Raw genomic sequence first — 24,711 nt, 5'->3', positions numbered from 1 at the left:
CTAGCCAAAATCCGTGTTGTCACCAGCCATTTTCCTGTTGTCACTAGCCAAAATCCTGTTGTTTGAAGTCATTTCCCTGTTGTCATGAATCAAAATGATATCGCAAACAGTCAAAATCCTGTTATCAACAAAAAAAATTGTCTTATCGGTGAGTCCTTAATCGAGGAATCGTTTGGTGAGCTTGCTGTAGCTTCCAATCCGGCGGTCGCGGAAAAAGGGCCAAATGCGCCGCACATCTTCCGAGCGGCTTAAATCGACCTCAACCAGCAGATTTTCTTCGCTATCGGAACTGGCCTGGCCCAAAAACTCACCTTGCGGTCCACTGACAAAGCTGTTTCCCCAAAATTCAATGCCTTCGGAAAGTGATGAGGGGTCGGCTTCGTGTCCCACGCGGCGGCTTAGATCAGCACCCCGGCGACTGCCCGCGTAAAACCGGATAATTTGCTATTTTTGGACAAACATTCAATCCATGAGCAAAATTAACCTAATCCTGGCCATCGTTTTTTTATTGGCTTGCAGCTTTTCAGCCTTTTCTCAATCAACGGTCACAAAACTTCAATGTGAGTACCTTGAAAATCCTTTGGGGATTGACGAGCCCAGTCCGCGATTTACCTGGCAGCTCGTGGCTAAAGAAGCCGGAAGTAAGCAGCAGGCTTATCAAATTGTGGTGGGAACCGATGAGGCTGACGTGAGCTCAGGCTCCGGCAATGTTTGGGTCTCGGGAACTATTAGTTCCGGCACCATTCCGGCCATTTATCAAGGCCCTGAACTCAATCCCTTTACCCGCTATTACTGGCGGGTACGAATTCAGGATGAAAGCGGAAACTGGTCCGACTGGTCGCCAATCGCCTGGTTTGAAACAGGCCTGATGCAGCAAACCAACTGGAAAGGGCATTGGATTAGCGATACGCATGATTACAAGCTGAAGCCTGCTCCCTACTTCCGAAAGGCATTCAACACAAATAAACAAATCCGGTCGGCACGGGCCTATATTGCGGTGGCTGGCCTGTATGAACTGTCCATCAATGGCGAACGCATTGGCGATCATCGGCTCGATCCGGCCTATACGCGTTTCGACCGGCGTAACCTCTACGTCACCTACGATGTGACCAACAAGCTGCAACAAGGCGAAAACGTGCTTGGCGTTTTGCTGGGCAATGGCTGGTACAATCACCAATCCACAGCCGTGTGGTATTTCGACCAGGCGCCCTGGCGTGCCCGTCCCAAGTTTTGCATGGATTTGCGAATCACCTACCATGACGGATCGGAGGAAATCGTGAGTACCGGCTCAGACTGGCAGACTTCGCTAAGCCCGGTAATTTTCAACAGCATTTATACGGCCGAGCATTACGATGCCCGCCTGGAGCAAGCAGGCTGGGATTCACCCGGCTTCAAGGCGGAAGGCTGGCGCAATGCGATGCTCACCAATGCGCCCTCGCAAAACATTACAGCGCAGGTTTTGCACCCAATTCGCCATGTGACCGAAATTCCGGCAGTGCGTGTGACCCGGCAGGGCGAAAAAACCTGGCTCTTCGATTTCGGAAGGAACATGGCCGGGGTGACGAGCATTCAAGTTTCAGGAGCAGAAGGAACCACCATTCGGTTAAAACATGTTGAGCGACTGGATGCGGATGGAAAAGCAGACCCATCCAATATCGACGTGCACTACCGGCCCACAGACGATTCGGATCCTTTTCAAACCGATATTTTTATTTTGAGTGGAAAGGGCGAGGAGCACTTTATGCCGCGCTTTAACTACAAAGGATTTCAGTATGTGGAAGTGACTTCGGATCAGCCACTGGAGCTGACCCAGGAAAGCCTGACCGCCTACTTTATGCACAGCGATGTGCCGCCTTCAGGAACGGTTCACTCATCCAATACCACCCTGAATAAAGCCTGGGAAGCGGCCAATGCCTCGTATCTTTCCAACTTGTATGGCTATCCCACCGACTGTCCGCAGCGCGAAAAAAACGGCTGGACAGGCGATGCCCATATTGCCATCGAAACGGGCTTGTATAATTTTGACGGCATCACCGTGTACGAAAAGTGGCTGGCCGACCACCGCGATGAGCAACAGCCCAACGGCGTGTTGCCGGCCATCATTCCCACCGACGGCTGGGGCTACACCTGGGCGAACGGCCCCGACTGGACCAGCACCATTGCCATTATTCCCTGGAATATTTATCTGTTTTATGGCGATTCGCGCTTGCTGGAACGTTGCTACGACAACATCAAACGCTATGTGGACCATATTGACGAGCTGTATCCGTCGGGTCTTACCGACTGGGGATTGGGCGACTGGGTGCCGGTAAAATCGCAAACGCCCAAAGAGTTTACTTCCTCGGCGTATTATTACGTGGATGCCTTGATCTTGTCGAAGGCAGCAAAAATTCTGGGCAAAGAAGCGGACTCCAAACATTACGCATCGCTGGCCGAAAAGATCAAGCAAGCGGTGAACGCCAAGTATCTTGACCGTGAAACGGGCTTGTATGGCAGTGGTTTGCAAACCGAGCTGAGCGTAGCACTACACTGGGGATTGGTTCCGGAAGAAGTAAAAGCAAAGGTAGCCGAAAACCTGGCCAAACGGGTGGAAGCCGATGACAAGCACATTGATGTGGGTCTGCTCGGCACCAAAGCCATTCTGAATGCCCTGAGCGAAAATGGCTACCCGGAGCTGGCGTGGGAAGTGGCCTCACAAGAAACCTTTCCGTCCTGGGGCTGGTGGATTGTAAACGGCGCCACCACGTTCTACGAAAACTGGCCGCTGGATGCCAAAAGCGATATTTCGATGAATCACATCATGTTTGGCGAAATCAGCGCCTGGTACTACAAAGCGCTGGGTGGTATTTTCCCCGATGAAGAACAACCCGGCTTCAAAAATATCCTGTTGAAACCGAATTTCGTGAAAGGACTGGATCAGTTTGAAGCTACGCACGAAAGCCCCTATGGCACCATTGTCTCCTCATGGAAAAGGAATGGACGAACGGTTGAATACCAGGTGTCGGTTCCGGCAAACAGCACGGCCACGCTCCAGCTTCGGGGAGCAAAAGTCGAAGCGGGAGGAAAAAATTTGACGAAAAACACCAGGCTGAAAATTCTGGAAGAAAATAAGAATCAGGTGATTTTGGAGCTTGACGCGGGCGATTATCACTTTTCAATCCGGTAGATTGGTATGACCTGGTATTTTTGTGGGAGAAATCTGAACCCGACAAATGTATTTAAAAAGGAAAAGCTTGCAGAAAACTGCAAGCTTTTTTGTTGACCCGCCAGGGCTCGAACCTGGACTCTTCTGAACCAAAATCAGACGTGTTGCCAATTACACCACGGGTCAATCATTCAGTGTCTTTTCTTTAAAGACGCTGCAAAAATATAAAAAAAATCAAACCCCAAACCTTTTTCAATGAAAAAAATCGACCTTTTTGAATGTGCAACGCCTTAGGTGATTTTAGTTGGCGTTTTGTCAATCGACGGCGCGGTTTTACCTTGCCGCCAAAAGTTTCTTTAGCAGCTTTTTCCCACGCGATCGGATTCCGGCGGAACCATGAAACTCCATTTCGTGTTCAATCAGTTGCATGAGCTCGGGTTTGAGGTCCGGGACGGTTTCAGTAATTTCGAATAGCAATTGCATGGCATGCACGCGGATGGCGATTGGTCGTGAAGCATCGGCAAATACGCCCAGACCAAAATCCCAAAGCATGCCCAGTTGGTCTTGAGGGAGCGGATTTAGACTGACAAGTTTTAGCAAGTGCCGCAGCTTACTTTCATGATTGGTCAGCGGCAGTGCTTCAATAAAGCGGGGAATGTACGCACGAACCAGCTCCGGCTTCTTTTCATGGATCCGGTCCATGATCCAAACGGCCCGCCAGGTTTCTTTTTGCGGAGCATTCAAGCCGATATCTACTAAATCTTCAATTTGATCGGGGTATTCAATCAGGTAATCAACCAGCACATGAATGTTCTCCCAAGTGTCGAGCAGGGCATAAAAGTCGGTTTGTTTCATCACAGTCATTCAAAAAAGAATAACCAAAGATAAGACCTTGTCAAATAGGAAGAAAAGAGCTTGGCGAAAGTCCGTTAAATAATAACGATCGCTGAAAAGAGCAGCGACCAGCCCAAAATGGACAGAACCATGTATGCAAAGACATGCTTTCGTCGGGAGTAATAGCGGTTGAGTAGGAAGGCTCCAATCGGAATGCTCAGCAGTACCGGCGTGGCAATGATGATTCCAATGAAGCCATACCGGTTGCGAAACCGCACAAACAAACGCCTTTTTTTCATTGAGCCGGAGAAATTGGGTTTCCATTTTTGAGAAAGCCGGCTGAGGTCGATGTTGAATCGGGTATTGAAAAATCCAACGATTTTAATGTGGCGCCGCTTTAGCAATCGAAGCAGCGCGGCACTGAGGTAGTAGAAAAAGAAAAAGCCGCTGATTCCACCAATCGTTACGACAAGGATTGCCTGTGTCGCATCGAGGCCGATCAGCAAAGCATAAGGAAAAGTAACTGAATACTTTACCATGGCTAACAGAAAAACGTGAATTAATTTAACGACTCCAAAAAGATCCATTATCGAACATTGTTTTCATAAATAACAACTGCAAAGTTGTCGAAATGTTTTTGGTAAGAGGCTCAAAATTAGCGCTATTTTATAATTTCTTAACCTTGAGCGGTACCATCATTTAATATTGATTAAAGCCATCTTATGTCATGCGGGTAATTACTTTTTTCTACCTTTACCCACACAAACAGGATGTTGAGAGGGAAGGAAGCCGCTGGGGTGGATGAATAATCAATTTCGAGATTAAAGGACAGGTGATGAGCGGAATATAGAAAGTAATACCCGGGTGTTTGGCCCGAAAAAACTAAAGAAATGAGTAAAGAACAAATGTGGTTTCACGAAGGTGGCTGGTTTTCGAAAGATGAACCTAAAGCACATGCATCAATCAATATTACCGAATTTTACAATCACTATCATGCTCACGCTGATCGTTGGACAGCGGTGTTTGAGTTTTTATCCAAGGACCTGAAATCATTGGATCCGGGGAAGTATCCTTTGCTTGGTGATCAGGTGTTTGCCACGGTGTCGGAGTACTCCACCAAAACCCCGGAAGAGGCCAGGTGGGAGGCGCACCGAAAATACATCGATTTGCAGTACCTGATTGAAGGCGAGGAACGCATGGGACAAATGCCGCTGAGTAGCGCCCTGGCACCGCAGCAGTACGACGCAGACAAGGATTTGATCTTCTTTGGAGAACAGGAAGGCGAGTATTTTACAGCCACACCAAGTTGTTTCTTTTTGTTTTTTCCTGAAGATGTCCACCGGCCGGGAATATTGATCGAAGAGTCGAAGCCGGTGAAAAAGCTCGTCATTAAAATTGCTGTTGCTGAATAGAAAACGCTGTTTTTATGGAACGCTTGTGCCGCTTTGTGGTTAGTAGTAGCGCTGAGTTTTTAGCGTTTCATAAATGGAAATATTCATGAGAAGCAACAAAAACAAGTAGCCAAAATCTTCAATAGGAATCGTAAATACCCGGATGTTGAGTATGTGTGCACTGTGATATTCGACCACCGGTAGGGCTGTTAGTACCCCGTTAACAAGCAGAAATGGCAGCAGCGAGATCAGATAGGTGCCATAAAACTTGGTGAGGTGCTGCTTAAACTGGTTTCGGAAGATGACATAGCCCAAAAAGATGGCGGCAAACAAAAAGTTGAAAAAGGTGTAGAGTTGGCCGCGGTTAAACAAGCTGAGCAAGGCAAAAACCACAATCAGGATCAGGCTAATGGCGACAAACAAGTTTGGAAATTCATACCGCTGAAAATAAAAGTTGATCACTTCGTAGATAAATACGCAGGCATAAGGTACAATCAGAAAAAACAACCACTCTTCAACCGGTAATCCATAAAAGTAGGAACCTACGACGTATTCGTGATTAAAACTCCAAATGCCGGCTGCTGTAAACTGGATATCCCAGTAGATAAACACGACAGCCGTAATCAAAATCGCCGGGAACAGGTATTTCCACCGGGTCCAGAAATGAACATTTTTATCGAAGCTCAGCGCCAGCGGAATGGCAATGGTACCCAACAATAACCCTGCATAGGTGAAGGCTTGTAAATCCATCTACAAAATATTAAACTCGTTTTTTAGATAAGCGTTGGCCAAAAGATACATTTTTTTTGGATTGGAAACCCGGTAACGCTTTTTCAATATCTGAGAGGGATGCGCTTTTTTGATTTTGCGGAACAGCCGCAGGTAGTATATGTAAGCCAGATAAACGCCAAAGCGCACTTCTTTTTTCAGTGCTTTCAATCCCTGGAAGGCATCGGCAAAATCGCGCTCAATTTCGCGTTCAATTTGCGCTTTGGTCTCTGCATCAAACTGGTTGAAGTCAATGTTCTCGAAATAGATCCGGCCTTTATTTTCGAAATCGTCCTGGGCATCGCGTAAAAAATTTACTTTCTGAAAAGCGGCTCCCAGCTTGCGGGCCGGTGTAACCAGTTGTTCATACTGCTCAGGTTCTTTGGCATAAAACACGCGCAGGCACATCAGTCCAACCACCTCGGCCGATCCGTAAATATAGGTTTTCAGCAGAAGTGGGTCGTAAGTCGTTTTGTGCAAATCCATTTCCATACTATACAAAAAGGCATGAATCAAGTCCAAATCAATTTGGTAACGGTGAACAGCATCCTGGAAGCTGTCCAGAATTGGGTTGATGCTGAAGCCGCGTTCGATGGCTTTGAACGTTTCGAGCTTGAACTCGGCAAAAATCTCTTCCTGGTTCTGCTCAAAAAAGGTATCCACAATTTCGTCGGCATAGCGCACAAATCCATAGATGCTGTAAATCCCGGAGCGGTATTTTTTATTCAGCATGCGAACACCCAGCGAAAAGGACGTGCTGTAATTTTGGGTGGTGATCCGACTACAATCCAGGTTGTTTTTACGATAAAGTTCCATGGTCTTTTAAAATTCGTTGGGTTACTAATCTTGAACTAATCACTGTCATTGGCAGGCCGGTTCCCGGAACTGTTGAGGCACCGGCGTAATACAGGTTTTTATATTCTTCGTCTTTGTTCGATGGTCTGAAACCGCCTACCTGGTTGAGGTCGTGAGCTAAACCCAGGCCGCTTCCCTGGTACAGGTTGAACGCGCTTTCCCAGTCTTTGGGCGAATAAACCGATCGCGATTCCGTGTGGCCGGCAAAGTCAAAGCCGGTACGTTCGCCCATATCGGCAATAATAGCATCGGCAATTTCGTCGGCATCGTCCCAGTTGGCTTTGTAGCGAAGGTCAGGAACCGGGCACAGGATAAACACGCTTTCTTTTCCTTCGGGCGCGTACGCCGGGTTGTGCATCGACTGGATGTTGACGTAATAATAAGGCTTGTCGAGTTTGATTGTATTTTTGAAAATCTTTCCGGCGTACTCCTTGAAATTGCGCCGTAGAAAGTAGTTGTGATGATACATGTTGGTCACCTTGGTGTCTAGTCCCAAATAGATGGTGAGTGGAGCCAGGGTCCATTTTTTCTGGTCGAGCTTTTTGGGTGCGTATTTTTTTCGTTGAAGAATTTGGCCACGGAAGGACGCCGCATCAGCGTTCACCACAAATAAATCAGCTGCCCACTTTTTTCCGGTTTGGTCATAAAAGGCAGAAATCTGGCCATTGGTTTTCTCGAAACGCTCAATTTCAACGCCGTAGTGCATCTTTACATTTCGCTGCTCGAGTTCTTTTACCAGGCCTTCCACAATTTTGTACATACCACCTTTTACATTGTGATAGCCATCGTGCACCAGCTCGGTGTAGTTGAGCATGGAGTAAACAGCCGGGGTGTCGAAAGGCGTGGCCCCCAGGAAAAAGCCAACCAGCGAGAAGATGACCTTCACCTCAAACGAGTCGAAGTTTTTTTCCATTTCGCGCCACATCGAGTAAAACATTTTGGGCGCATGTTTGATCGGTACCCGGGTCAGCTGGAGCAAATAGCCCAGCAGACTGTCGAAATTTTGCTTGATGACAATATTCTCCGTATCGTGAAAAATCTCACCGGCTGATTTCAGGAAACGCTCTAGTTTCTTTTCCAGATCCGGTTCAATTTTTTTGAATTCTTCGGCCAGCTTTTTTAGGTTTTTGTGAATGAGATAGGAGCGATCATCGCCTTCAAAATGAACGGAGTATAGCGGATCAAGTTCGACAAACTCGAAAGGCATTTTAATTTTGCAGTAGTCAGCCAGTTCTTTAAACTCGTAACTCATGCTAAAAAAGGTGGGCGCCATGTCAAATTTGAACCCGTCTTTCTCCAATAAATTCAGACGACCTCCCGGGCGATGGTATTTTTCTACCATTTCAACTTCGTAGCCGTCAGTCGTTAGTCGAAGAGCTGTAGATAAGCCGGCCAATCCGGTTCCGATGATCAATACTTTCTTATTCATCTTTTTGTTTAAGAATTTTTATAATTCTTTAAACAATTTAGTCGCGAAATGTTTTTAAGTAATTGAAAGTTTTTTTTGCTTGCCGAAATTCGACGAGCTATTTTATTGCTGAAATTGAAAGGCTAACTTGCTGAGGCAAAATTTAGCCGGAGGGTCGCCTTGCATTAAAGTTACGAAGAAATGAATCAAAAGAGATCAAAAGTTGCGGTCATTGGCGCAGGAATTGGTGGATTGGCCACAGCCATTCGTTTGGCACGGCTGGGCATACCTGTTGAGGTGTTTGAGCAGGCGGCTTACCCGGGTGGAAAGATCAGGGAGTTCAGACAGGCGGGCTTTCGGTTCGACAAGGGCCCTTCGTTGTTCACCTTGCCCGACTTGGTTGACGAACTGCTGGATGATGATTTGAAGTTTGACTATCGGAAGCTGGAAGTCATCACCCAATATTTTTTTGAAGATGGAACACAGCTAACGGCTTTTGCTGATGTGGATCGGTTTGCTGAGGAGGTGGAGCAAAAAACCGGAATTCCCGTATCGGGCGTGCTTGATTACCTGAAACAGGCCGAAAGAATTTACCAGTTGACGGCACCGGTTTTTATTTTCAACGCTTTCCATCGCCTGCAAAAATTATTGACCTGGGATAATTTGAAGCGACTGCTTCAGTTTTTTCGGCTGAAAGCGTTTTCCACGCTTCATCAAATCAATGTGAAGGCATTTCCCGATAGCCGGCTGGTGCAATTGTTCGACCGTTACGCGACTTACAACGGATCCAATCCCTACAGAACGCCGGGCACGCTGAGTGTTATTTCGCATTTGGAGCACCAGTTGGGCGCCTATTTCCCAAAGCAGGGCATGTATCAAATTGTGGATTCGCTAATGGAACAGGCCATGCGATTAGGCGTTCAGTTTCATTTTAGTACGCCGGTCAGCCAGCTTGTTGTTCGCAGCGGCCAATTGACCGGGATTCGGGTGAATGGATTGGAGCGGAATTTTGGGCTGGTGGTCAGCGACATCGACATTCATCAGTTCTATTCCAAACTTCTTCCGGATAAAAGGCGCTTGGAAAAAATTAAGCGGACAGAGCCTTCGTCTTCAGCTTTAATTTTTTATTGGGGAATGAAAAAGCGTTTTCCGAAGCTGGATTTGCACAATATTTTTTTCAGCAAAAATTATAAAGATGAGTTTGCCTGTTTGTTCGAAACGAAAACCATTTCAAACGATCCCACGGTTTATGTGTTTATCAGCAGTAAAGAAGTTAAAACCGACGCACCTTCCGGAATGGAAAATTGGTTTGTGATGGTGAATGCGCCGGCCAATGTTGGGCAAGATTGGACGAGCTTGAAAACGGAGGTTCGCCAATCGATTTTAACGAAATTGAATCGGCTGTTGGATGAACAGCTCGAAGCACATATTTTGTTTGAAGAAGTGCTTGATCCGGTGAAGATTGAAGATCAGACCGGCTCGTTTCAGGGGGCCATGTACGGGCCAAGTTCCAACAGTCCGTTTGCGGCCTTTAACCGGCATGCCAACTTCCGGCGCGATTTGCCGGGTTTGTATTTTGTTGGCGGCAGCGTGCATCCCGGAGGAGGCATCCCGCTGTGCTTGTCGTCGGCCAAAATTGTAGCCGAAATGGTAGAAGAAAAAATGAAACGATGATGAAAGAAAATCCTGTCGTGATCCGGTCCGTCAAAATTGTGATTGCCATCCTCTATTTGGTTGGCATCCTGGGTTTTTCGTTTGAAGCGACTTACTCGCTTTTTGTTTTGCTGACGCCGGTAAATTTGCTGCTGACTACTTTGCTGCTACTCTATTTTCAGCGGAAATGGTCAATCAAAACGGCCTTTGTGCTGATCGGTGTCGCCGGCATTGGATTTGTCACCGAGCTGATTGGCGTGAACACCGGGCTCTTGTTTGGTGACTATGAATACGGGCCGGCACTCGGCATCCAGCTGATGAACACCCCCTTGCTGATTGGCATCAATTGGCTGATTTTGGCCTACGGCGTGTTCGTGCTCTTCGACAAAATTAACCAACGCTGGTATTTTCCATTTATCGGCGCGTTGCTGATGGTTGCCTTCGATTTTGTGATGGAACCGGTGGCCACCGCCCTGAAGATGTGGTCGTGGGAAACGGTGCAAATACCGCTGAAAAACTATGTGGATTGGTACCTGGTTTCGCTTTTGATTTTTGCCTTGATGCGGGCAGCGCGTTTGCAACTAAACAACCGGCTGGCGGTTTGGATTTTGTTGATTCAATTCGTATTTTTTCTTGGTTTGAATCTGATTTTAAAACTGATATGATGGGCGTATTCATTGCGATTGTGGTCTTGCTGTGCTGGCTGGCACATTTAACCTACAGCTTGGTTTTTTTGCAGGCCGAGCCCAGTTCGGTGTGGACCTATTTTCATGTTGTTGTGCAGGCTTATTTGTACACCGGTTTGTTCATCACCGGACACGATGCCATGCATGGTCTCATCAGCAAAAAAAGAAGCGTGAATACTTTGTTTGGGTGGATTTCGTCCTTACTTTTTGCCGGGCTTTCCTACCAAAAATTGCGCACCAATCATTACCTGCACCACCAGTTTCCGGCGACGGAAAAGGATCCGGACTATTACATCCGGTCACAAAATTTTTTCGTTTGGTGGTTTGTTTTTCTGAAACGGTATGCTACGATTTGGCAGTTTCTCTTGATGGCCGTGGCTTTCAATATTCTAAAAATTTGGGTTGGCGTGCCCGAGCTCATCGTTTTTTGGATTGTTCCGGCCCTGCTGGCAACCTTTCAGTTGTTTTTTGTGGGCACCTACCTGCCGCATCGTGAGCCGCATTCCGAAAGCATGCAGCCCCACCGGGCACGTAGCCAACGCGGACCACATTGGTGGGCCATGTTAAGCTGTTACTTTTTTGGCTACCATTGGGAGCATCACGAAATTCCGCGCGTGCCGTGGTGGCAACTTTACAGCGAAAAAGACAAACGGAAAGGAGAGCGTTCGGCATGATTTCATCAAACCACGATCCGCTGACCATTTGGTTTTTCGATCTTTACTTTCGCCTGCGCATGTTCTTCCAGTTTCGCGGGATGGAGATTCATGGCGAAGTTCCCGCTGCCGGAAAGCCGGTTCTTTTGCTGCAAAATCATTTTAGCTGGTGGGATGGCTATTGGTCTTTTTACCTGAGCCGGCATATTTTCAAGCGAAAATTTCACGTCATGATGTTGGAGGAGCAGCTGCGCAGGCGGATGTTTATCAACCGCTGTGGAGCGTTTTCGGTGCGGAAGGATTCGCGCGAGCTGATTGAAAGCCTGAACTATGCCGTTGCATTACTTGATGATCCAACCAACTTGGTTTGTTTGTATCCGCAAGGGCAGATTCAATCGCAACACCAAACGCCGGTTACATTTGAACGCGGTGCCTCGTGGATTTTAAAACGATCGAAGGTGGATATTCAGGTTTGCTTTTGCGTTTGTCTGGTCGATTATTTCAGTCGTGCAAAACCAGTGGTTCGTTTTTATTTGAAATCGTACGAAGGCGCCAAAACAAGCGCGGCTTTAGCAACTGCCTACAACGAGTTTCGTCATCAATGCATAACAAAACAAGATGAGTAACCTGCTTCTGATATCAATGAGTTTACTGGTGTTGATGATTTTACGCACCTTGGTGGCGGTGGTGAATGCGGCAGGCAAACCTTTTTTGCCTGTGGCAAAATGCAAGCCGGGCGGAAAAGTATCCATCTTGATTCCGGCCAGGAATGAAGAGGAAAATCTTCCGCGGCTGTTGAACTCGATTCTCCGGTTGGATTATCCGGAGGTTGAAGTTTGGGTTTGTGATGATCATTCCTCTGATCATACTTGGCAAATTTTGAAGGAATGGAAAGCGAAAGATCCGCGCATTGGCTATTTTCAGGGCGAACCGCTTCCGCCTTCGTGGAGTGGAAAAAACTACGCCTGTCATCAACTGGCAAAAAAAGCAACGGGCGATTATTTGCTGTTTGTCGATGCAGATGTTACGCTGGCAAGCCATTCGCTTGAAAAGGCGCTGGCCTTTTTTAATTCCAGGCAATTGGCCTTGTTAACGATTTTTCCGCGTCAGTTGATGCAGAGCAATGCGGAACGTATAACTGTGCCGTTCATGAACTGGGCTTTGTTGAATTTATTGCCCCTGCTCGCGGTCCTGAAATTGAAAAACCCACTGTTTGCCGCGGGTAATGGCCAGTTTATGCTGTTCGATGCCCTTCACTATAGAAAGAATTGTTGGCATAAAAAGGTTAAAGCCAGTTATGTTGAAGATATTTTGATCGTTCGGATGGTGAAGGAGCAAGGGCATCGGGTTGCTGTTTTGTTGGGAAACAACGATGTTTTTTGTCGGATGTATCAAAGCTACCAGGCCAGTTTACAAGGGTTTTCTCGCAATGTCCATGAGTTCTTTTTGGGAAGCCGCATCTTGATGATCCTGTTTTGGGTTTCCCTCCTGGCCACGCCTGTCGCTTTGTTTTTAAGCTGGTCGTGGAGTGGGCTGCTGGTTTACCTGGGCTTGTTCATCATCAACCGCCTGGCTGTTTCCAGTGCCAGCCGCGAAAAGTTGGGGGCAAGTCTCCTGCTGCATCCGCTGAATATCCTATTTTTCACGCATTTAATTTATGCCAATCTTGGTCTTCGAATCAAAAAAAACGGACAATGGAAAAATCGTACCCTAGCAGGATAATGACTCTCGTAACGGTGGTTTTGCTGATGCTGGCGCTGGGGGCTTCCGGAGCTGACCGGGAAGCCTTCCGCTGTCAGTTTCACCAGGCGTATCTCAAAGGCGATATGAGCCAGTGGCTTCAGTGGGCGGAAGAAATAGAATCGGCGCACCCCAATGATCGCGAGTGGATTTTGCTGGCCTTGCAAGCCCGCTACGGATTGATTGGCTATTATTTTGGAACGGAGCAGGATGATCAGGTTAAACCGGTTTTGAACGAAGCCAATGACCACCTGGATGATTTGCTCAAGCGATATCCCGGCGATGCCAGGCTGCTGAGTTTGCAGGGAGCTTTTCAGGCATTCAAAATAGGCCTGGCAAAGTATAAAGCGCCTTTTCTGGGGCCAAAAGTAGAAGCATCGGTGCAGCAGGCCCTGAAGCTCGACCCCAACGAACCCATGGCCTGGCTCGAAGCGGGAAATTCGCTGTATAACCGGCCGGCTCTTTTTGGGGGCGACAAGCTGCAAGCTATTGAAGCCTACAAAAAGTCGCTGGCCTTGTTTGAGCAGGGCGATGAAACCTGCAACTACCTGAAAGTGTTGGTTCAGGTGTTTATCATGAAAGGGTATTTTGAAACCGGGCAGCGCGAACTTTACCAACGCACACGGCAACAATTGGAGAATGAATATGGAAAACTACCGTGGTTGGATGATTTTTTGCCAGCAACAATGCTCGATTAATTCCTATCGCACCGGATAGTAAATCACGGTCACCCATTTCGATTCATCCGGCTGTTGCTGGGGATCCGTCAGGTATTTTTCCATGGGGCTGCCGGCCAGTGTCAATCCATTTTCAGGTATCCAGCGCTGAATAAAACTGTGGGTTTGATCCAGGTTCTCGTACGAGCCGATGTGGTCAGCCGTGGCATAAGTTCGCGAGGGCATTTTGCCCGACAACACCGCGCCCTGCTGCTCAATGCCATAATCCACCGGAATGCCACATTCCAGGTCGATTCGGTTTCCGTCAATTTTGTGATAAATGGCATAGGGCATGTCGGTCATCACCAAGTCGTGCCGTTCAATCAGGTTCATCAGCTGGCTGTATACCTGGCCCATTTGTGTCGACACCGCTTCCAGCTCTACGTCCTCGCGTATGCTGATGTAGTTAAACTCCGGGAGCTTGACAAGTTCAACAATCGGGCGCCCTTCCTGGACGATGGTTTCTGCAACCACCTTCAAGTTGGCAATTCCCGTTTCAAAATCGCTTCCAATCATCGATTCAAAAAAGAGTCCCATCCACCGGGCAACGGGATTGTTTCCCAAGTCGGTGTCGAACGCCCAGGTGATTGCTGTCTGTCCGTGTTTTTCTTCAAATAAAAAATAGCTGGTTGAAATTCCTTCTTCCATGAAATTCATTTCGGTGGCAATCGAATCGTAGGGAACCGATTCGGTAATGGTCAGCTTTCCCGCGCCCAGGTTGGGGTTTTCACTGTTCCAGGTGTAGGCCGCGTTTTTTCCAATGCCGGTGTTTTCAAATTCGACTTGCATGTCCGGATCCATCTGCATCCAGACGGCCCACTTGTCCCAGGTGTGGAGGTTATTCACCTGGTTAAAAACAACTTTGGCCGGAGCAGCAATCGTGCCTGTTCGCTCAACGTGAACGTGGCGGGGAAGGAAGTAGGCGACGACCAACATGGCGAAAAGAATAATGCCAAGGCCTAACAGAAATTTTCTAAACGTTTTCATAGGTAGCTTTTTTGAACTGTTTTTTTTTGCTCAATAAAATTGAAAAAAAAGATACAAAAATATTAGTGAATCCCTGTGATTAAAGTCCAGCTTGTTCTTACAATATTACCAAAGCATTTTTATGAATGTAGATTATTTAATACACTTGTACTAACTTTACCATCAACTTAACGAAGACCTTTTATGCCTGCTCACCTGAAAGAAAATGATCAGACCTTGTGGTCGAAATTTCTTCACGGCAACGAACAAGTGCTGTCACTCATCTACTTACGGCATGCCAACGCCCTGTTTGATTATGGTTGCAAAATGACTTCGGACCGCGATTTGGTGAAAGATGCGATTCAGGATATTTTTTGCACCCTGATTCGGAATCGTGAAAACTTGTCAGGTACCGACAACATTCGCCTTTATCTTTTTAAAGCGATGAAACGTAAATTGGTGCGTGAAATTCAGAAGGCACATCGGCTTCAACATGTTGATGCTGAATCCACCGTCCGATTTGACCTGGCTTTTTTGCACAGCTTTGACCATACCGAGTTTGAACTGACCGAGCGCCAGAAAAAGGAACTGGTTGAAGCCATTGAGTCGCTGACCGATCGGCAAAAAGAAGCCATTTACCTGCGATTTACCCGGGGCTTGGACTACAAGGAAATTTCGATGATTATGAATTTAAACTACCAATCGTCGCGGGCACTGATTCATCGTGCCATTGCTAAACTTCGTGAAATCCTGTCGGTTAAGTCTGATATTTTCAACCAATCTTTCCTTGTTTTATTCCTTCGAAATATAAAACCTGTTGTTTAGCAGGTATTTTTTTCTGAAAAATCCATCAACAAAAAGCAAGTCGCTGTCTTTTGTGAGCAGAACTTGTAAAGATGGAGAAGTATAAAAACTACACACCCGAGGATTTTTTAGCAGACGATTATTTCATTCAGTGGTTGAATGATCCCACGGAGGAGCATGAAAAATTCTGGAAATCATTTATCGAAGAATTTCCTGAGCGGAAAGTGAATGTGGAGCAGGCCAAGTTTATTGTCAGTATGTTTCAGCACGAGCATGAAAAACTGAGCCTGGATGAAACCTACGACATTTGGAACGGCGTGCTTCGAAGTGCCAAGCGCCCAAAAGTCCGGAAGCTGGTTCGCATGTTGCGCTATGCAGCAGTGCTGTTGCTCATGTTTGCCTCGGGCGCCCTGGCTTTTTACCTGTACGAAAACTCGCGCGAACTCCACTACGACCTGACTGAGTTGAATGAGTCGGGCAGCAATGAAGCCAAAATCATTCTATCCGACGGCTCCGAAGTTTCGCTGGAACAAAAGGAATCGGCCATTACCTATGGCAGTACCGGCAGCCAGCTCATCGTCAACAATGACACCATCAACCAAAACCAACTCGAAGGCAGGGAATATATGAACAAGGTGATTATTCCCTACGGAAAAAAATCGATGATTACCCTTTCAGATGGTACCAAAGTGTGGTTGAATGCCGGAAGCCAGTTGGTTTATCCTTCTGTTTTTCTTCGGAAAAAACGCGAAGTGATGCTGATTGGGGAGGCTTATTTCGATGTGGCTAAAAATAAGGAGAAGCCATTTATCGTGCGCACCTCCGATATGAATGTGCAGGTGCTTGGAACCCGCTTCGATGTGTCGGCCTATCCCGAAGATGATTTCGTAGCTGCCATTCTGGAAGAAGGAAGTGTTGGTTTGGAGATTAAGGGGAATGGTGTCATTCAAAAAGATCAGCAAATCCTGCTGGTGCCCAATCAAAAGCTGACCCTGAACAGAGAAAGCCGCGAAACAACACTGCGCGTGGTTGATGTGAGCATGTACACGTCGTGGAAAGAAGGCGTATTGAAATCAGAATCTGAAGATCTTAACCGGCTGATTAAAATGATTGAACGCTACTATAACATTCACATCAGCCTGAAAGACCCGCTTGTTGGAGCGTATAAAATTTCGGGAAAACTCGATTTGGAGAAAAGCCCCGAAGAAGTACTCAATATTATCAAACTAACGGTTCCGATTGATTGGGCCAAAAAAAGCAACGGAGATTTTATTGTTATGAAGAAATAAATTTCAAAAAAAAAACCGGAGAATACCGCCATATCCTCCGGTTAGCCCAAGGGCTCTGATTATTAGTCGTTAAACTAAACGTTTTAAAAGTATGAAAAAAAAGTCGTATCAAAGAATCTTTCATTCAAGTGGAGGATTCAAAAAAATGTTCCTTGTTATGAGGTTATCTGTATTATTGCTTCTGCTCAGTGTTTTAAGCGCTGTTGGGAACAGCTATTCGCAAAGCACAAAATTCTCGCTTAGGCTAAACAATGCCACCATTAAGCAAGTGTTCACCGAAATTGAAGAGAACAGTGAATACATTATTGTTTATTCTGACGACATCCTGGATGTCACGAAAGAAGTGTCGGTGATCGTCAAAAATTCTTCGGTCGAAAAAATTCTGGATCAGATTTTTTCCGGAACAGCGGTCGATTACACCATCAAAGACCGGCAGATTGTCATTACCCAACGGGCCGAAAATCCACTGCCTGCCATGGGGCAACAAGCCGAAAACTTGGTCAGCGGCAAGGTGGTCGATTCGGAAGGACAACCTTTGCCCGGAGTGACGGTGTTGGTCAAAGGAACCACCACCGGAACCATCACCGATTTTGACGGGGCATTCAATCTCTCAATCCCTGATGATGCCCAAGTGCTGGTGTTTTCTTTTGTTGGCTTTCAGCCGCAGGAAGTAGCGATTGGCAACCGCAGCACGTTCAACATTCAACTGGTTGAAGATGTCCTTCAGATTGAAGAAATTGTGGCCGTTGGTTATGGTGTTCAGCGCAAAAGTGACCTGACTGGCGCCATGAACCGTTTGACGGAAGATGATATGAATAAAAGTGTGGCGACCTCGCCGGTGGAAATGATGCAGGGACGTGTTTCGGGTGTCAATATCACCCAAAACAGCGGGGAACCCGGAAGTGGCATGTCCGTTCGTATTCGTGGTTCCAACTCCATTCGTTCGGGGCAGGAACCGCTGTATGTGGTTGACGGAATTCCTCTGGATAACGCCGATGTTACACCAAACGGCGGAACAGCTGCCGGGATCAACGAATCATCAAACAAAAACCCGATCAGCTTTCTCAACCCGGAGGATATTGAGTCGATCGATATTTTAAAGGATGCTTCGTCAACGGCTATTTATGGTGCCCGGGGTGCGAATGGCGTGGTGATCATCACCACCAAAAAAGGGAAAAAAGGCGAAGGCACGCTGAACTATGACGGTTATGTGGGGGTGTCGCAAATCCGCGAGAAGATGGATATGCTTACTGCCGATGAATTCCGTTCCTATACCAAAGCCGATGGAACAAAACTTTTGGATATGGGAGCCAATAACAACTGGCAGGATGAGATTTTTGCCACGGGAATTACACAAAGCCACAACCTGTCATACGGTGGCGGAACCGATAACTTCACCTACCAAACCTCATTGGGCTATTTGGACCAGGAAGGGATTATTGAATCAACAGGCGTACAAAAGCTGAATGGTAAGATTAAGGTTTCGCAAAAAGCCTTTGAAGGGCGCCTGAATTTGGTTGGAAGTTTGATCGCTTCGCATGTAGAAGATTATCGGGCGCCAATTTCCGAAACCGGAGGTTTTGAAGGTGACCTGATTCTTTCAGCCTTGAAGCTGAACCCAACCTTCCCAATCTATAACTCCGATGGTTCTTACTATCAACATGCCATTGACCAGCGTAACCCGGTGGCCATGATCGATCTGGTGGACGACGAAACCCAAACCGACCGGATCTTGGCCAACATGTCGGCTGAATACCAGATCGTTCCTAATTTGAAGTACAAAATCAATGTTGGCTTTGACCGCACCGTGGCCGAGCGCCGCGTGAACCAGGATAAGGAATTGAGCTACCTGACCAACAAAGGGGAAGCGGACATCAACGCCATTTCGGCCAACAACCGCTTGATTGAAAACTATGTGACCTATTCGAAAGATGTTGGAAGCGACAACCATTTTGATTTCCTGGCCGGCCACGCCTACCAGTTTATGAAAGTCGCCACTTCGGAGATGAATGTCAACGGATTTGAGGTGGATGATATCAAGTACACCGACAACCTCGAATATGGCAACTTCTCTTCGGCCGACGTGAACTCATCCGCCTACGAGCGCGAGTTGCAATCGTTCTTCGGACGGGTCAACTACAATTACAAAGACAAGTACCTCTTTACTTTTACCGGCCGTTTTGACGGTTCTTCCAAATTTGGTGAGAACAAGAAATACGGATTTTTTCCATCGGCGGCCTTTGCCTGGCGACTTTCTGAAGAAGATTTTATGGAAGGAGCCACCAACCTAAGCAACCTGAAAGTACGCCTGGGATGGGGATTAACCGGAAACCAGGAAATTCCAGATAAGATTTCTTTGTTGGCAGTTGGAACCACGCCTTCAGCCAATGGCTATTTTAACGGCGCGCTTTCTCCGGGAATCACGTTCCTGAGAACACCAAACCCCGATATTCAATGGGAAACCACCATTCAAACAAACTTTGGGATCGACTTTGGATTTTACGAAAATCGCCTGTCGGGAACCATCGATGTTTTCAACAAAACCACCGAAGATGTTTTGTTGGAAATTCCGGCAAAAGCTCCTGCCGCTACACAAACGCAATGGCAGAATGTGCCTGATTTAAAAATCATCAACAATGGTATTGAGCTGGGCGTGAATGGTTTGGTGGTTGATCGTAATGACCTGAGCTGGGAGTTGGGCGTGAACTTCGCTTACATTAAAAATGAGGTCAAGGATTTGCCGGTAAAACTGATTGAGACCGGTAATGCCAGCGGACAGGGATTGAGTGATACCCGGGTACAAATTATCACGAACGGACAGCCGGTTGGAACCTTCTACGGCATGGTGTTCGAAGGTTTGGATGCCAATGGCCTGAGTACTTATAAAACAGACTCCGAAGGGAATGTTGTTCGAGAGTATCTTGGATCGGCCTTGCCCGACATCACCTACAGTTTTACTACGAAGTTAAACTATAAGAAGTTTGACCTGAGTATGTTCTGGTATGGCTCCGAAGGAAATAAAGTGTACAACAACACAGCCAACACCCTGTTCTTTAAAGGGCCTTTAAACAATGGTTACAATGTCACCAAGGCTGTACTCGAATCCAACGAAAGTCCCTCCAACTCCAACGCGTTCTCTTCGCGATTTATTGAAGATGCTTCGTTCTTACGCTTGTCTAACCTGACCCTGGGATACACTTTCGACACCAAAGCCATCGACTGGTTAAGCCGGGCAAGGGTGTATGTAACCGGAAACAACCTGCTGTTGCTAACGGACTACAGTGGTTTCGACCCCGAAGTGAATGTGGACGCATCGGAGAACGGTGTCCCGTCCATGGGGATCGACTACACTACCTATCCCAAGCCGAGGACCTTTACTTTTGGCGTAAACTTTCAATTTTAACCTAAAAACTGAAACAAATGAGACACGATAAAATCATATTATTACTGACGGTACTGGGCCTGTTTGGGGCCGTGGGCTGTACCGATCTGGAAGAGAATGTGCTGGATGAACAACTGGGTGCTGACCTGATTAATAATCCGCAGAATATTCAAGCCCTGATCAACCCGCCGTATGGGAGTTTGCGCAGAACGATTGAATGGTACGACTACTGGGGCTTACAGGAGGTGACCACTGATGAGGTGATTATTCCGACCCGTGGGTCCGACTGGTACGATAATGGCGCCTGGCAAGAGTTGCACCTCCATACCTGGACGCCGGACCATGTGCGCATGAAGAACGTTTGGGATGCGCTAAGTCAGGGAGTTTCAAGGGCCAATACCGCCATTTACTACATTGGTCAGTTCGACCAGAATGCCACAACGGAGCAATACATTAATGAAGCCCGTTTTTTGCGTGCCTATTACATGTACCTGATTAATGACTTATACGGACAGGTGCCTTTCCGCGAGGCTGACGAGCTGGATTTTTCGGTCACTCCCCGCGTGATGGACCGCCAGGAAGCAACGGATTTTATTATTGAAGAAGTGAAGGCCGTTTTACCCAACCTGAAAACCAAAGCTGAGGTAGGTTCCGAGCGGGTAACTCAAGGTGCCGCCCAGGCCCTGTTGGCCAAAATCTATTTAAACCATGAAGTGTACACCGGAGAGGCCAAATGGGCCGATGCCATTACCTACTGCGACCAACTGATTGCTTCGCCTGATTATGCTGTGGCCGACGATTACTGGGCTATGTTCCAGAAACACGTAGCCGAGCACCCCGAGTTCATCCTGCGTGTTCCGATGGATGGCGATGTGACCATGGGCAGCGGCAGTGTTTGGGTGAACTTCACCTTGCACTACAACCAACTGTTTGGCAACTATACCAGTACCTGGAATGGCCCGTCAACTACCAAAACCTTCTTCGAAACCTGGGATATGGAGAATGATGCCCGTTTTTACGACGACCGGATCATGCCCGAAACCGGATTTAACCAGGGTTTTCTGGTCGGCCAGCAATATGGTATTGATGGCGAGGCGCTTACCACCAGGAATGGCGATCCGTTAATCTTTGTGCCGGATTTGGATTTGGAGAGTTCGCCTGAAAATGCGGGAGTTCGCGTGGTTAAATTTGCCCCGGATCCAAACATTCAGGATCAGTTCTCGTCTTCGAACGATGTGCCGATTATGCGAATCTCAGATATTTACCTGATACGTGCCGAAGCGAAGTTGCGCAGTGGCGATGAAGATGGTGCGCTCGACGATATCAACTATCTCCGCTCCAAGCGCAGTGCCGAGGGGAAAACGCTTCCTGCGCTGACGACGCTGACCCTGGATGATGTGCTGAATGAAAGAGGCTACGAATTGTATTGGGAAGGCCTGCGCCGGCAAGACCTGATCCGGTTTGGCAAATTTACCGGTGCCTACCAGGAAAAGCCGGTTACTGACGCGTCAAAAACCATTTATGCCTTGCCTACCTCTGCCATTGACGTCAACGAAAACTTAACCCAAAACCCGGGTTACTAAGCATCGCACGGTATTGCAACCGTTATCCGTGTTCATTGACAAGTTCTGACCCTCCCTGACGCGACTTTGTCGCCCCTTTCCCTCCCTGATTTTCAGGGAGGGTTGGGGTGGGGCAGGTGCAGCTGGCTTGAAAAGCTGAGGATGCGCGTTGAGAAATTTCCAACGATTGTAATCTAAGCCACAAAACCATGAGCAACCGCTGCCGATTGCAGGCAGTGGTTCTTTTCTCCGTTTCGCATAAAACGGGAAATCAAGAGATCTCAGAGTCAGTAGGATTTTGAGTTTTTGCGAATCATAACCGCTGTCCTGGGGGGCAGCGGTTTCGTTTTTTGTGGCGGCATAAGAAACTACCGGGTTGCCTGTTGATCGGATGACTCAAAGGCCCCGGATCGATAAGGTATAAACAAGCCACTGGGTATCGTCACGATTCCCGATCTCTGCTCCAATAGGCCATAATCTGCTGAAGAACATAAAAAAGATGATTTTATTTATATTGATAATGCTTTAGCTTTATTGATTATTAATCAAAAATCAATCTAGCCTTTGTTACTTTCCTGTCAAATCGTTCACCCGCGATCCGATCGCTAAGTTGCAAAGACTTTTATTCACTAATTAAATTTTTGTACTTATGGCATTAGATAATTTAATTTCCGTGCAATTCACGGATGAAGAAAAAGTAGCGCTCGACGGACATTTCGATGCAATTGAGGCGATCTTAAAGAGTAAATGTATTAGTTTGACACCCGAACAGAGGCAAGCGTATGGCCGGCTGGGGAACAAAAGTGAAAACTGGTCGCGTAAGGTGCTCAACTACATGAACACCCAACCCAGCCTGACACCACCATTTCTTGATTACGACGAGACGGTGGCTGACTTTGAAGCACGTCAGGTGCTGCAACCTCGTGCCGCTCGTGGCGAAGCGATCATGGATATGCTGAATGATACCCTTTTATTACTGGGGTCTGATGTTTATGGCAGTTGTATTGCTTATTACCGCAATATCCGCTTACTGGCCCGGCAGAATGTGAATGGCGCCAAAGCCGTTTACGAAGACCTGTCGGCCCAGTTCCCTGGAAAACCAAGAACCTAGCTGACAAACCAAATCGGGTGATGATGAAAGGCCCCGCAGACAAGTGCTGCAGGGCCTTTCTCATGCTTTGAAAACAAGACGGCTTTACCCCTTACTTAAGGGGCAATCACCCCATGCATAAGGGGCAATCACCCCTTCCATAGGGGGTAATCATCCCTTGTATAAGGGGCAACAACCCCTTGCATAAGGGGCTATCACCCCTTGTCTAAGGGGTAACCATCCCTTGCCTAAGGGGTCATCTCCCCTTCACCAAGGGGTCATCACCCGTTCGGAAGGGGTAAAACAAAGGAAAAGGCACAAAAAAAGGAAGCTCGTGATGGAGCTTCCTTTTTAATAAGGTTGGTAAAAGAACCGGAGCGGCAGTTACTGAGAACTTTTCTTTGAAATTGAAGGAGAAAGAAGTGCCTGACTCCGGTTCAATAGATTTAATATGCCCCAAATACCCTATCAAAAATTGTATGATAATTCTGGCATAGTATTACGTTCCTCTTATTCATCGCCCGTAAGTCCGGTATAACGGAATCCAGCAATTCGATATGAATCAAATCCAAAGTCTTCTGGATAAGTGTCGTCGCTAAAATTCACAAGAAAAACAATACTGTCGGCAGGCATTCCACTTGGAGTGGTTGCTGCACCGAGAATAATTTTTCCATCTGATACCGTCACTTGCATGTCATAGTATTCGTTTTGAGCTTCGCTGGCTTGAAATGTCATGGTATTGAGATCGACACTTATTTTTGCCTTAAAGTCCCAGAAATTCTCATTATCGTCAATCCACATTTCAGTTGTGTTATTCGCGGATGTATTATAGGTGTCTAGGTGAAAATGACCAAGTCCGAAGAGATCGTCATCGCTATAGACGATGTTGCCATCTGCATCTACCGCTACACCAGTAACATACCACTCACCAGCCATTGATTCTGTTGCGGTACCGCCTATTTCTTCTTTTTCACATGAAGTGACAAAGAACAGTCCGGAAATAAGCAGAACAGTATATAAAAATAGATTCTTCATATTCGTATCGTCTTTTTGTTAATTAATAATAATCGTAAATTCCATTAAACCAGCGTATTCCATTACATAGGTGATTTGGCCAGTTGAGGGGTTAACTGAACTGGAAGTCATCGCATCCATCGAATCGCCCCAGGCAGGAACAATACTAGAAATAGGAGTGATTGTATTATCATCATTTAGTTCGAAGTAACCGTTCATGGCATAGCCAGGGCCGTATCCAACGCGTTGATCATAGTAACCACCCATAAAGTCAGAGATATAAAACACTCCGGGTTCAACTTGAAGAATTAGAATGTCATAACCACTAAAATTTACTACGGCCTCACTTGAGAACCAGAATCTTTTTGTTCCCTCGGCGGTAGTATGAATTCCTGTTGAGATAATTGAAGGCGTTGGATCAAAGACATAAACAGTTCTGGACCCTGTTACTGAAAATCCTTCTGCATTTACAATTTCATAACTAACTGAATAAACACCACCAGTACTTGTGTCGACATTGGAGGTTACTTCAACTTGATCGGTAACATCTTCACCATCCAGTTCTGCAGCTACACCGGGGTCTTCATATGTAGAACCGATCGGTACTAAGATTTCAGGCTCACCTAGTACTTCAAGAGTAGGATAATATGTTATGTCGGTAAAGCCTTTGGTGGTTTCATCCTCACAACTTGACAAACCTACAATTGCAAGTAGTAAGACCAATAGATATAATATTTTATTTTTCATCATATTCT

At 46.8% G+C, this 24,711-nt stretch carries 22 protein-coding genes and 1 tRNA gene; 13 read left to right on the top strand and 10 right to left on the bottom strand.

The features are described 5' to 3' along the window. Window positions 1–156 precede the first annotated feature (156 nt). A complete protein-coding gene (locus NC99_RS02420; protein WP_053179483.1) occupies window positions 157–390 on the bottom strand; it encodes a nitrilase-related carbon-nitrogen hydrolase in 234 nt (77 codons plus the stop codon). 79 nt (window positions 391–469) lie between these two features. On the opposite strand from NC99_RS02420, the gene NC99_RS02415 reads away from it, so the two are divergent. Next, a complete protein-coding gene (locus tag NC99_RS02415) occupies window positions 470–3,166 on the top strand; it encodes a glycoside hydrolase family 78 protein (protein ID WP_053179481.1) in 2,697 nt (898 codons plus the stop codon). A 92-nt stretch (window positions 3,167–3,258) separates the two neighbouring features. On the opposite strand, the gene NC99_RS02410 is transcribed toward NC99_RS02415, so the two are convergent. The 3 genes from NC99_RS02410 to NC99_RS02400 form a co-directional block, all read right to left on the bottom strand. Beyond that, window positions 3,259–3,331, bottom strand: a tRNA-Gln gene (locus NC99_RS02410). Window positions 3,332–3,478: 147 nt separating this feature from the next. Then, on the bottom strand, window positions 3,479–4,009 hold the full coding sequence (locus NC99_RS02405) for a hypothetical protein (RefSeq protein WP_053179479.1): 531 nt from the start codon (window positions 4,007–4,009) through the stop codon (window positions 3,479–3,481). Window positions 4,010–4,074: 65 nt separating this feature from the next. Further along, a complete protein-coding gene (locus NC99_RS02400; RefSeq protein ID WP_053179476.1) occupies window positions 4,075–4,566 on the bottom strand; it encodes a hypothetical protein in 492 nt (163 codons plus the stop codon). Window positions 4,567–4,869: 303 nt separating this feature from the next. Between NC99_RS02400 and NC99_RS02395 the strand changes: the two genes are divergently transcribed. Continuing rightward, entirely contained in the window at window positions 4,870–5,391 is a 522-nt protein-coding gene (locus tag NC99_RS02395; protein ID WP_053179474.1) for a YhcH/YjgK/YiaL family protein, read from the top strand. Window positions 5,392–5,430: 39 nt separating this feature from the next. Here NC99_RS02395 and NC99_RS02390 read toward each other — a convergent pair whose 3' ends face one another. The 3 genes from NC99_RS02390 to NC99_RS02380 are packed head-to-tail and all read right to left on the bottom strand — an operon-like array spanning window position 5,431 to window position 8,422. Beyond that, the gene (locus NC99_RS02390; RefSeq protein ID WP_053179472.1) at window positions 5,431–6,120 is read right to left on the bottom strand and encodes a lycopene cyclase domain-containing protein; all 690 of its coding nucleotides are present in this window, start codon (window positions 6,118–6,120) and stop codon (window positions 5,431–5,433) included. Then, entirely contained in the window at window positions 6,121–6,954 is an 834-nt protein-coding gene (locus tag NC99_RS02385) for a phytoene/squalene synthase family protein (RefSeq protein WP_053179470.1), read from the bottom strand. It abuts the gene before it with no gap. Beyond that, on the bottom strand, window positions 6,938–8,422 hold the full coding sequence (locus NC99_RS02380; RefSeq protein ID WP_053179468.1) for a phytoene desaturase family protein: 1,485 nt from the start codon (window positions 8,420–8,422) through the stop codon (window positions 6,938–6,940). Before NC99_RS02380 ends, NC99_RS02385 begins: the two co-directional genes overlap by 17 nt. A gap of 180 nt (window positions 8,423–8,602) precedes the next feature. Between NC99_RS02380 and crtD the strand changes: the two genes are divergently transcribed. The 6 genes from crtD to NC99_RS02350 are packed head-to-tail and all read left to right on the top strand — an operon-like array spanning window position 8,603 to window position 13,831. Further along, window positions 8,603–10,075: a 1-hydroxycarotenoid 3,4-desaturase CrtD gene (crtD, locus tag NC99_RS02375; RefSeq protein ID WP_053179466.1), complete on the top strand. Its 1,473-nt coding sequence runs from the start codon at window positions 8,603–8,605 to the stop codon at window positions 10,073–10,075. Further along, window positions 10,072–10,719, top strand: a complete 648-nt coding sequence (locus NC99_RS02370) for a carotenoid biosynthesis protein (protein WP_053179464.1) — start codon at window positions 10,072–10,074, stop codon at window positions 10,717–10,719. The genes crtD and NC99_RS02370 overlap by 4 nt, the downstream gene beginning before the upstream one ends. Next, the gene (locus NC99_RS02365; protein WP_239684390.1) at window positions 10,716–11,414 is read left to right on the top strand and encodes a fatty acid desaturase; all 699 of its coding nucleotides are present in this window, start codon (window positions 10,716–10,718) and stop codon (window positions 11,412–11,414) included. The genes NC99_RS02370 and NC99_RS02365 overlap by 4 nt, the downstream gene beginning before the upstream one ends. After that, window positions 11,411–12,019, top strand: a complete 609-nt coding sequence (locus tag NC99_RS02360) for a lysophospholipid acyltransferase family protein (RefSeq protein ID WP_053179462.1) — start codon at window positions 11,411–11,413, stop codon at window positions 12,017–12,019. The genes NC99_RS02365 and NC99_RS02360 overlap by 4 nt, the downstream gene beginning before the upstream one ends. After that, window positions 12,012–13,115 carry a glycosyltransferase gene (locus NC99_RS02355; protein WP_053179460.1) on the top strand — a complete coding sequence of 368 codons (1,104 nt, stop codon included), beginning with the start codon at window positions 12,012–12,014 and terminating at the stop codon, window positions 13,113–13,115. The genes NC99_RS02360 and NC99_RS02355 overlap by 8 nt, the downstream gene beginning before the upstream one ends. Next, entirely contained in the window at window positions 13,088–13,831 is a 744-nt protein-coding gene (locus tag NC99_RS02350; RefSeq protein WP_157624374.1) for a tetratricopeptide repeat protein, read from the top strand. Before NC99_RS02355 ends, NC99_RS02350 begins: the two co-directional genes overlap by 28 nt. A gap of 3 nt (window positions 13,832–13,834) precedes the next feature. On the opposite strand, the gene NC99_RS02345 is transcribed toward NC99_RS02350, so the two are convergent. Then, entirely contained in the window at window positions 13,835–14,836 is a 1,002-nt protein-coding gene (locus tag NC99_RS02345; protein ID WP_053179456.1) for an SRPBCC family protein, read from the bottom strand. A gap of 183 nt (window positions 14,837–15,019) precedes the next feature. Between NC99_RS02345 and NC99_RS02340 the strand changes: the two genes are divergently transcribed. From NC99_RS02340 to NC99_RS02320, 5 genes are all read left to right on the top strand, one after another. Next, entirely contained in the window at window positions 15,020–15,640 is a 621-nt protein-coding gene (locus tag NC99_RS02340; protein ID WP_053179454.1) for an RNA polymerase sigma factor, read from the top strand. Between the two features lie 71 nt (window positions 15,641–15,711). Beyond that, the gene (locus NC99_RS02335) at window positions 15,712–16,908 is read left to right on the top strand and encodes a FecR family protein (RefSeq protein WP_053179452.1); all 1,197 of its coding nucleotides are present in this window, start codon (window positions 15,712–15,714) and stop codon (window positions 16,906–16,908) included. A gap of 157 nt (window positions 16,909–17,065) precedes the next feature. Continuing rightward, on the top strand, window positions 17,066–20,311 hold the full coding sequence (locus NC99_RS02330) for a TonB-dependent receptor (protein ID WP_239684389.1): 3,246 nt from the start codon (window positions 17,066–17,068) through the stop codon (window positions 20,309–20,311). A gap of 17 nt (window positions 20,312–20,328) precedes the next feature. Further along, a complete protein-coding gene (locus NC99_RS02325) occupies window positions 20,329–21,873 on the top strand; it encodes a RagB/SusD family nutrient uptake outer membrane protein (RefSeq protein WP_053179448.1) in 1,545 nt (514 codons plus the stop codon). A gap of 628 nt (window positions 21,874–22,501) precedes the next feature. Further along, window positions 22,502–22,963 (top strand): hypothetical protein, encoded by a 462-nt coding sequence (locus NC99_RS02320; protein ID WP_053179446.1) that lies wholly within the window; start codon window positions 22,502–22,504, stop codon window positions 22,961–22,963. A 489-nt stretch (window positions 22,964–23,452) separates the two neighbouring features. Here NC99_RS02320 and NC99_RS02315 read toward each other — a convergent pair whose 3' ends face one another. Further along, window positions 23,453–23,977: a lipid-binding protein gene (locus tag NC99_RS02315; protein ID WP_053179445.1), complete on the bottom strand. Its 525-nt coding sequence runs from the start codon at window positions 23,975–23,977 to the stop codon at window positions 23,453–23,455. Window positions 23,978–23,995: 18 nt separating this feature from the next. Next, entirely contained in the window at window positions 23,996–24,706 is a 711-nt protein-coding gene (locus NC99_RS02310) for a BT_2262 family domain-containing protein (protein ID WP_204374873.1), read from the bottom strand. Window positions 24,707–24,711: the final 5 nt, after the last annotated feature.

The sequence above is a fragment of the Sunxiuqinia dokdonensis genome (assembly GCF_001270965.1).
In the GTDB taxonomy this organism is placed as follows: Bacteria; Bacteroidota; Bacteroidia; order Bacteroidales; family Prolixibacteraceae; genus Sunxiuqinia; species Sunxiuqinia dokdonensis.
The sequence above is the reverse complement of the archived record's forward strand: the minus strand, read 5'-3'. Positions and strand labels throughout refer to the sequence as shown.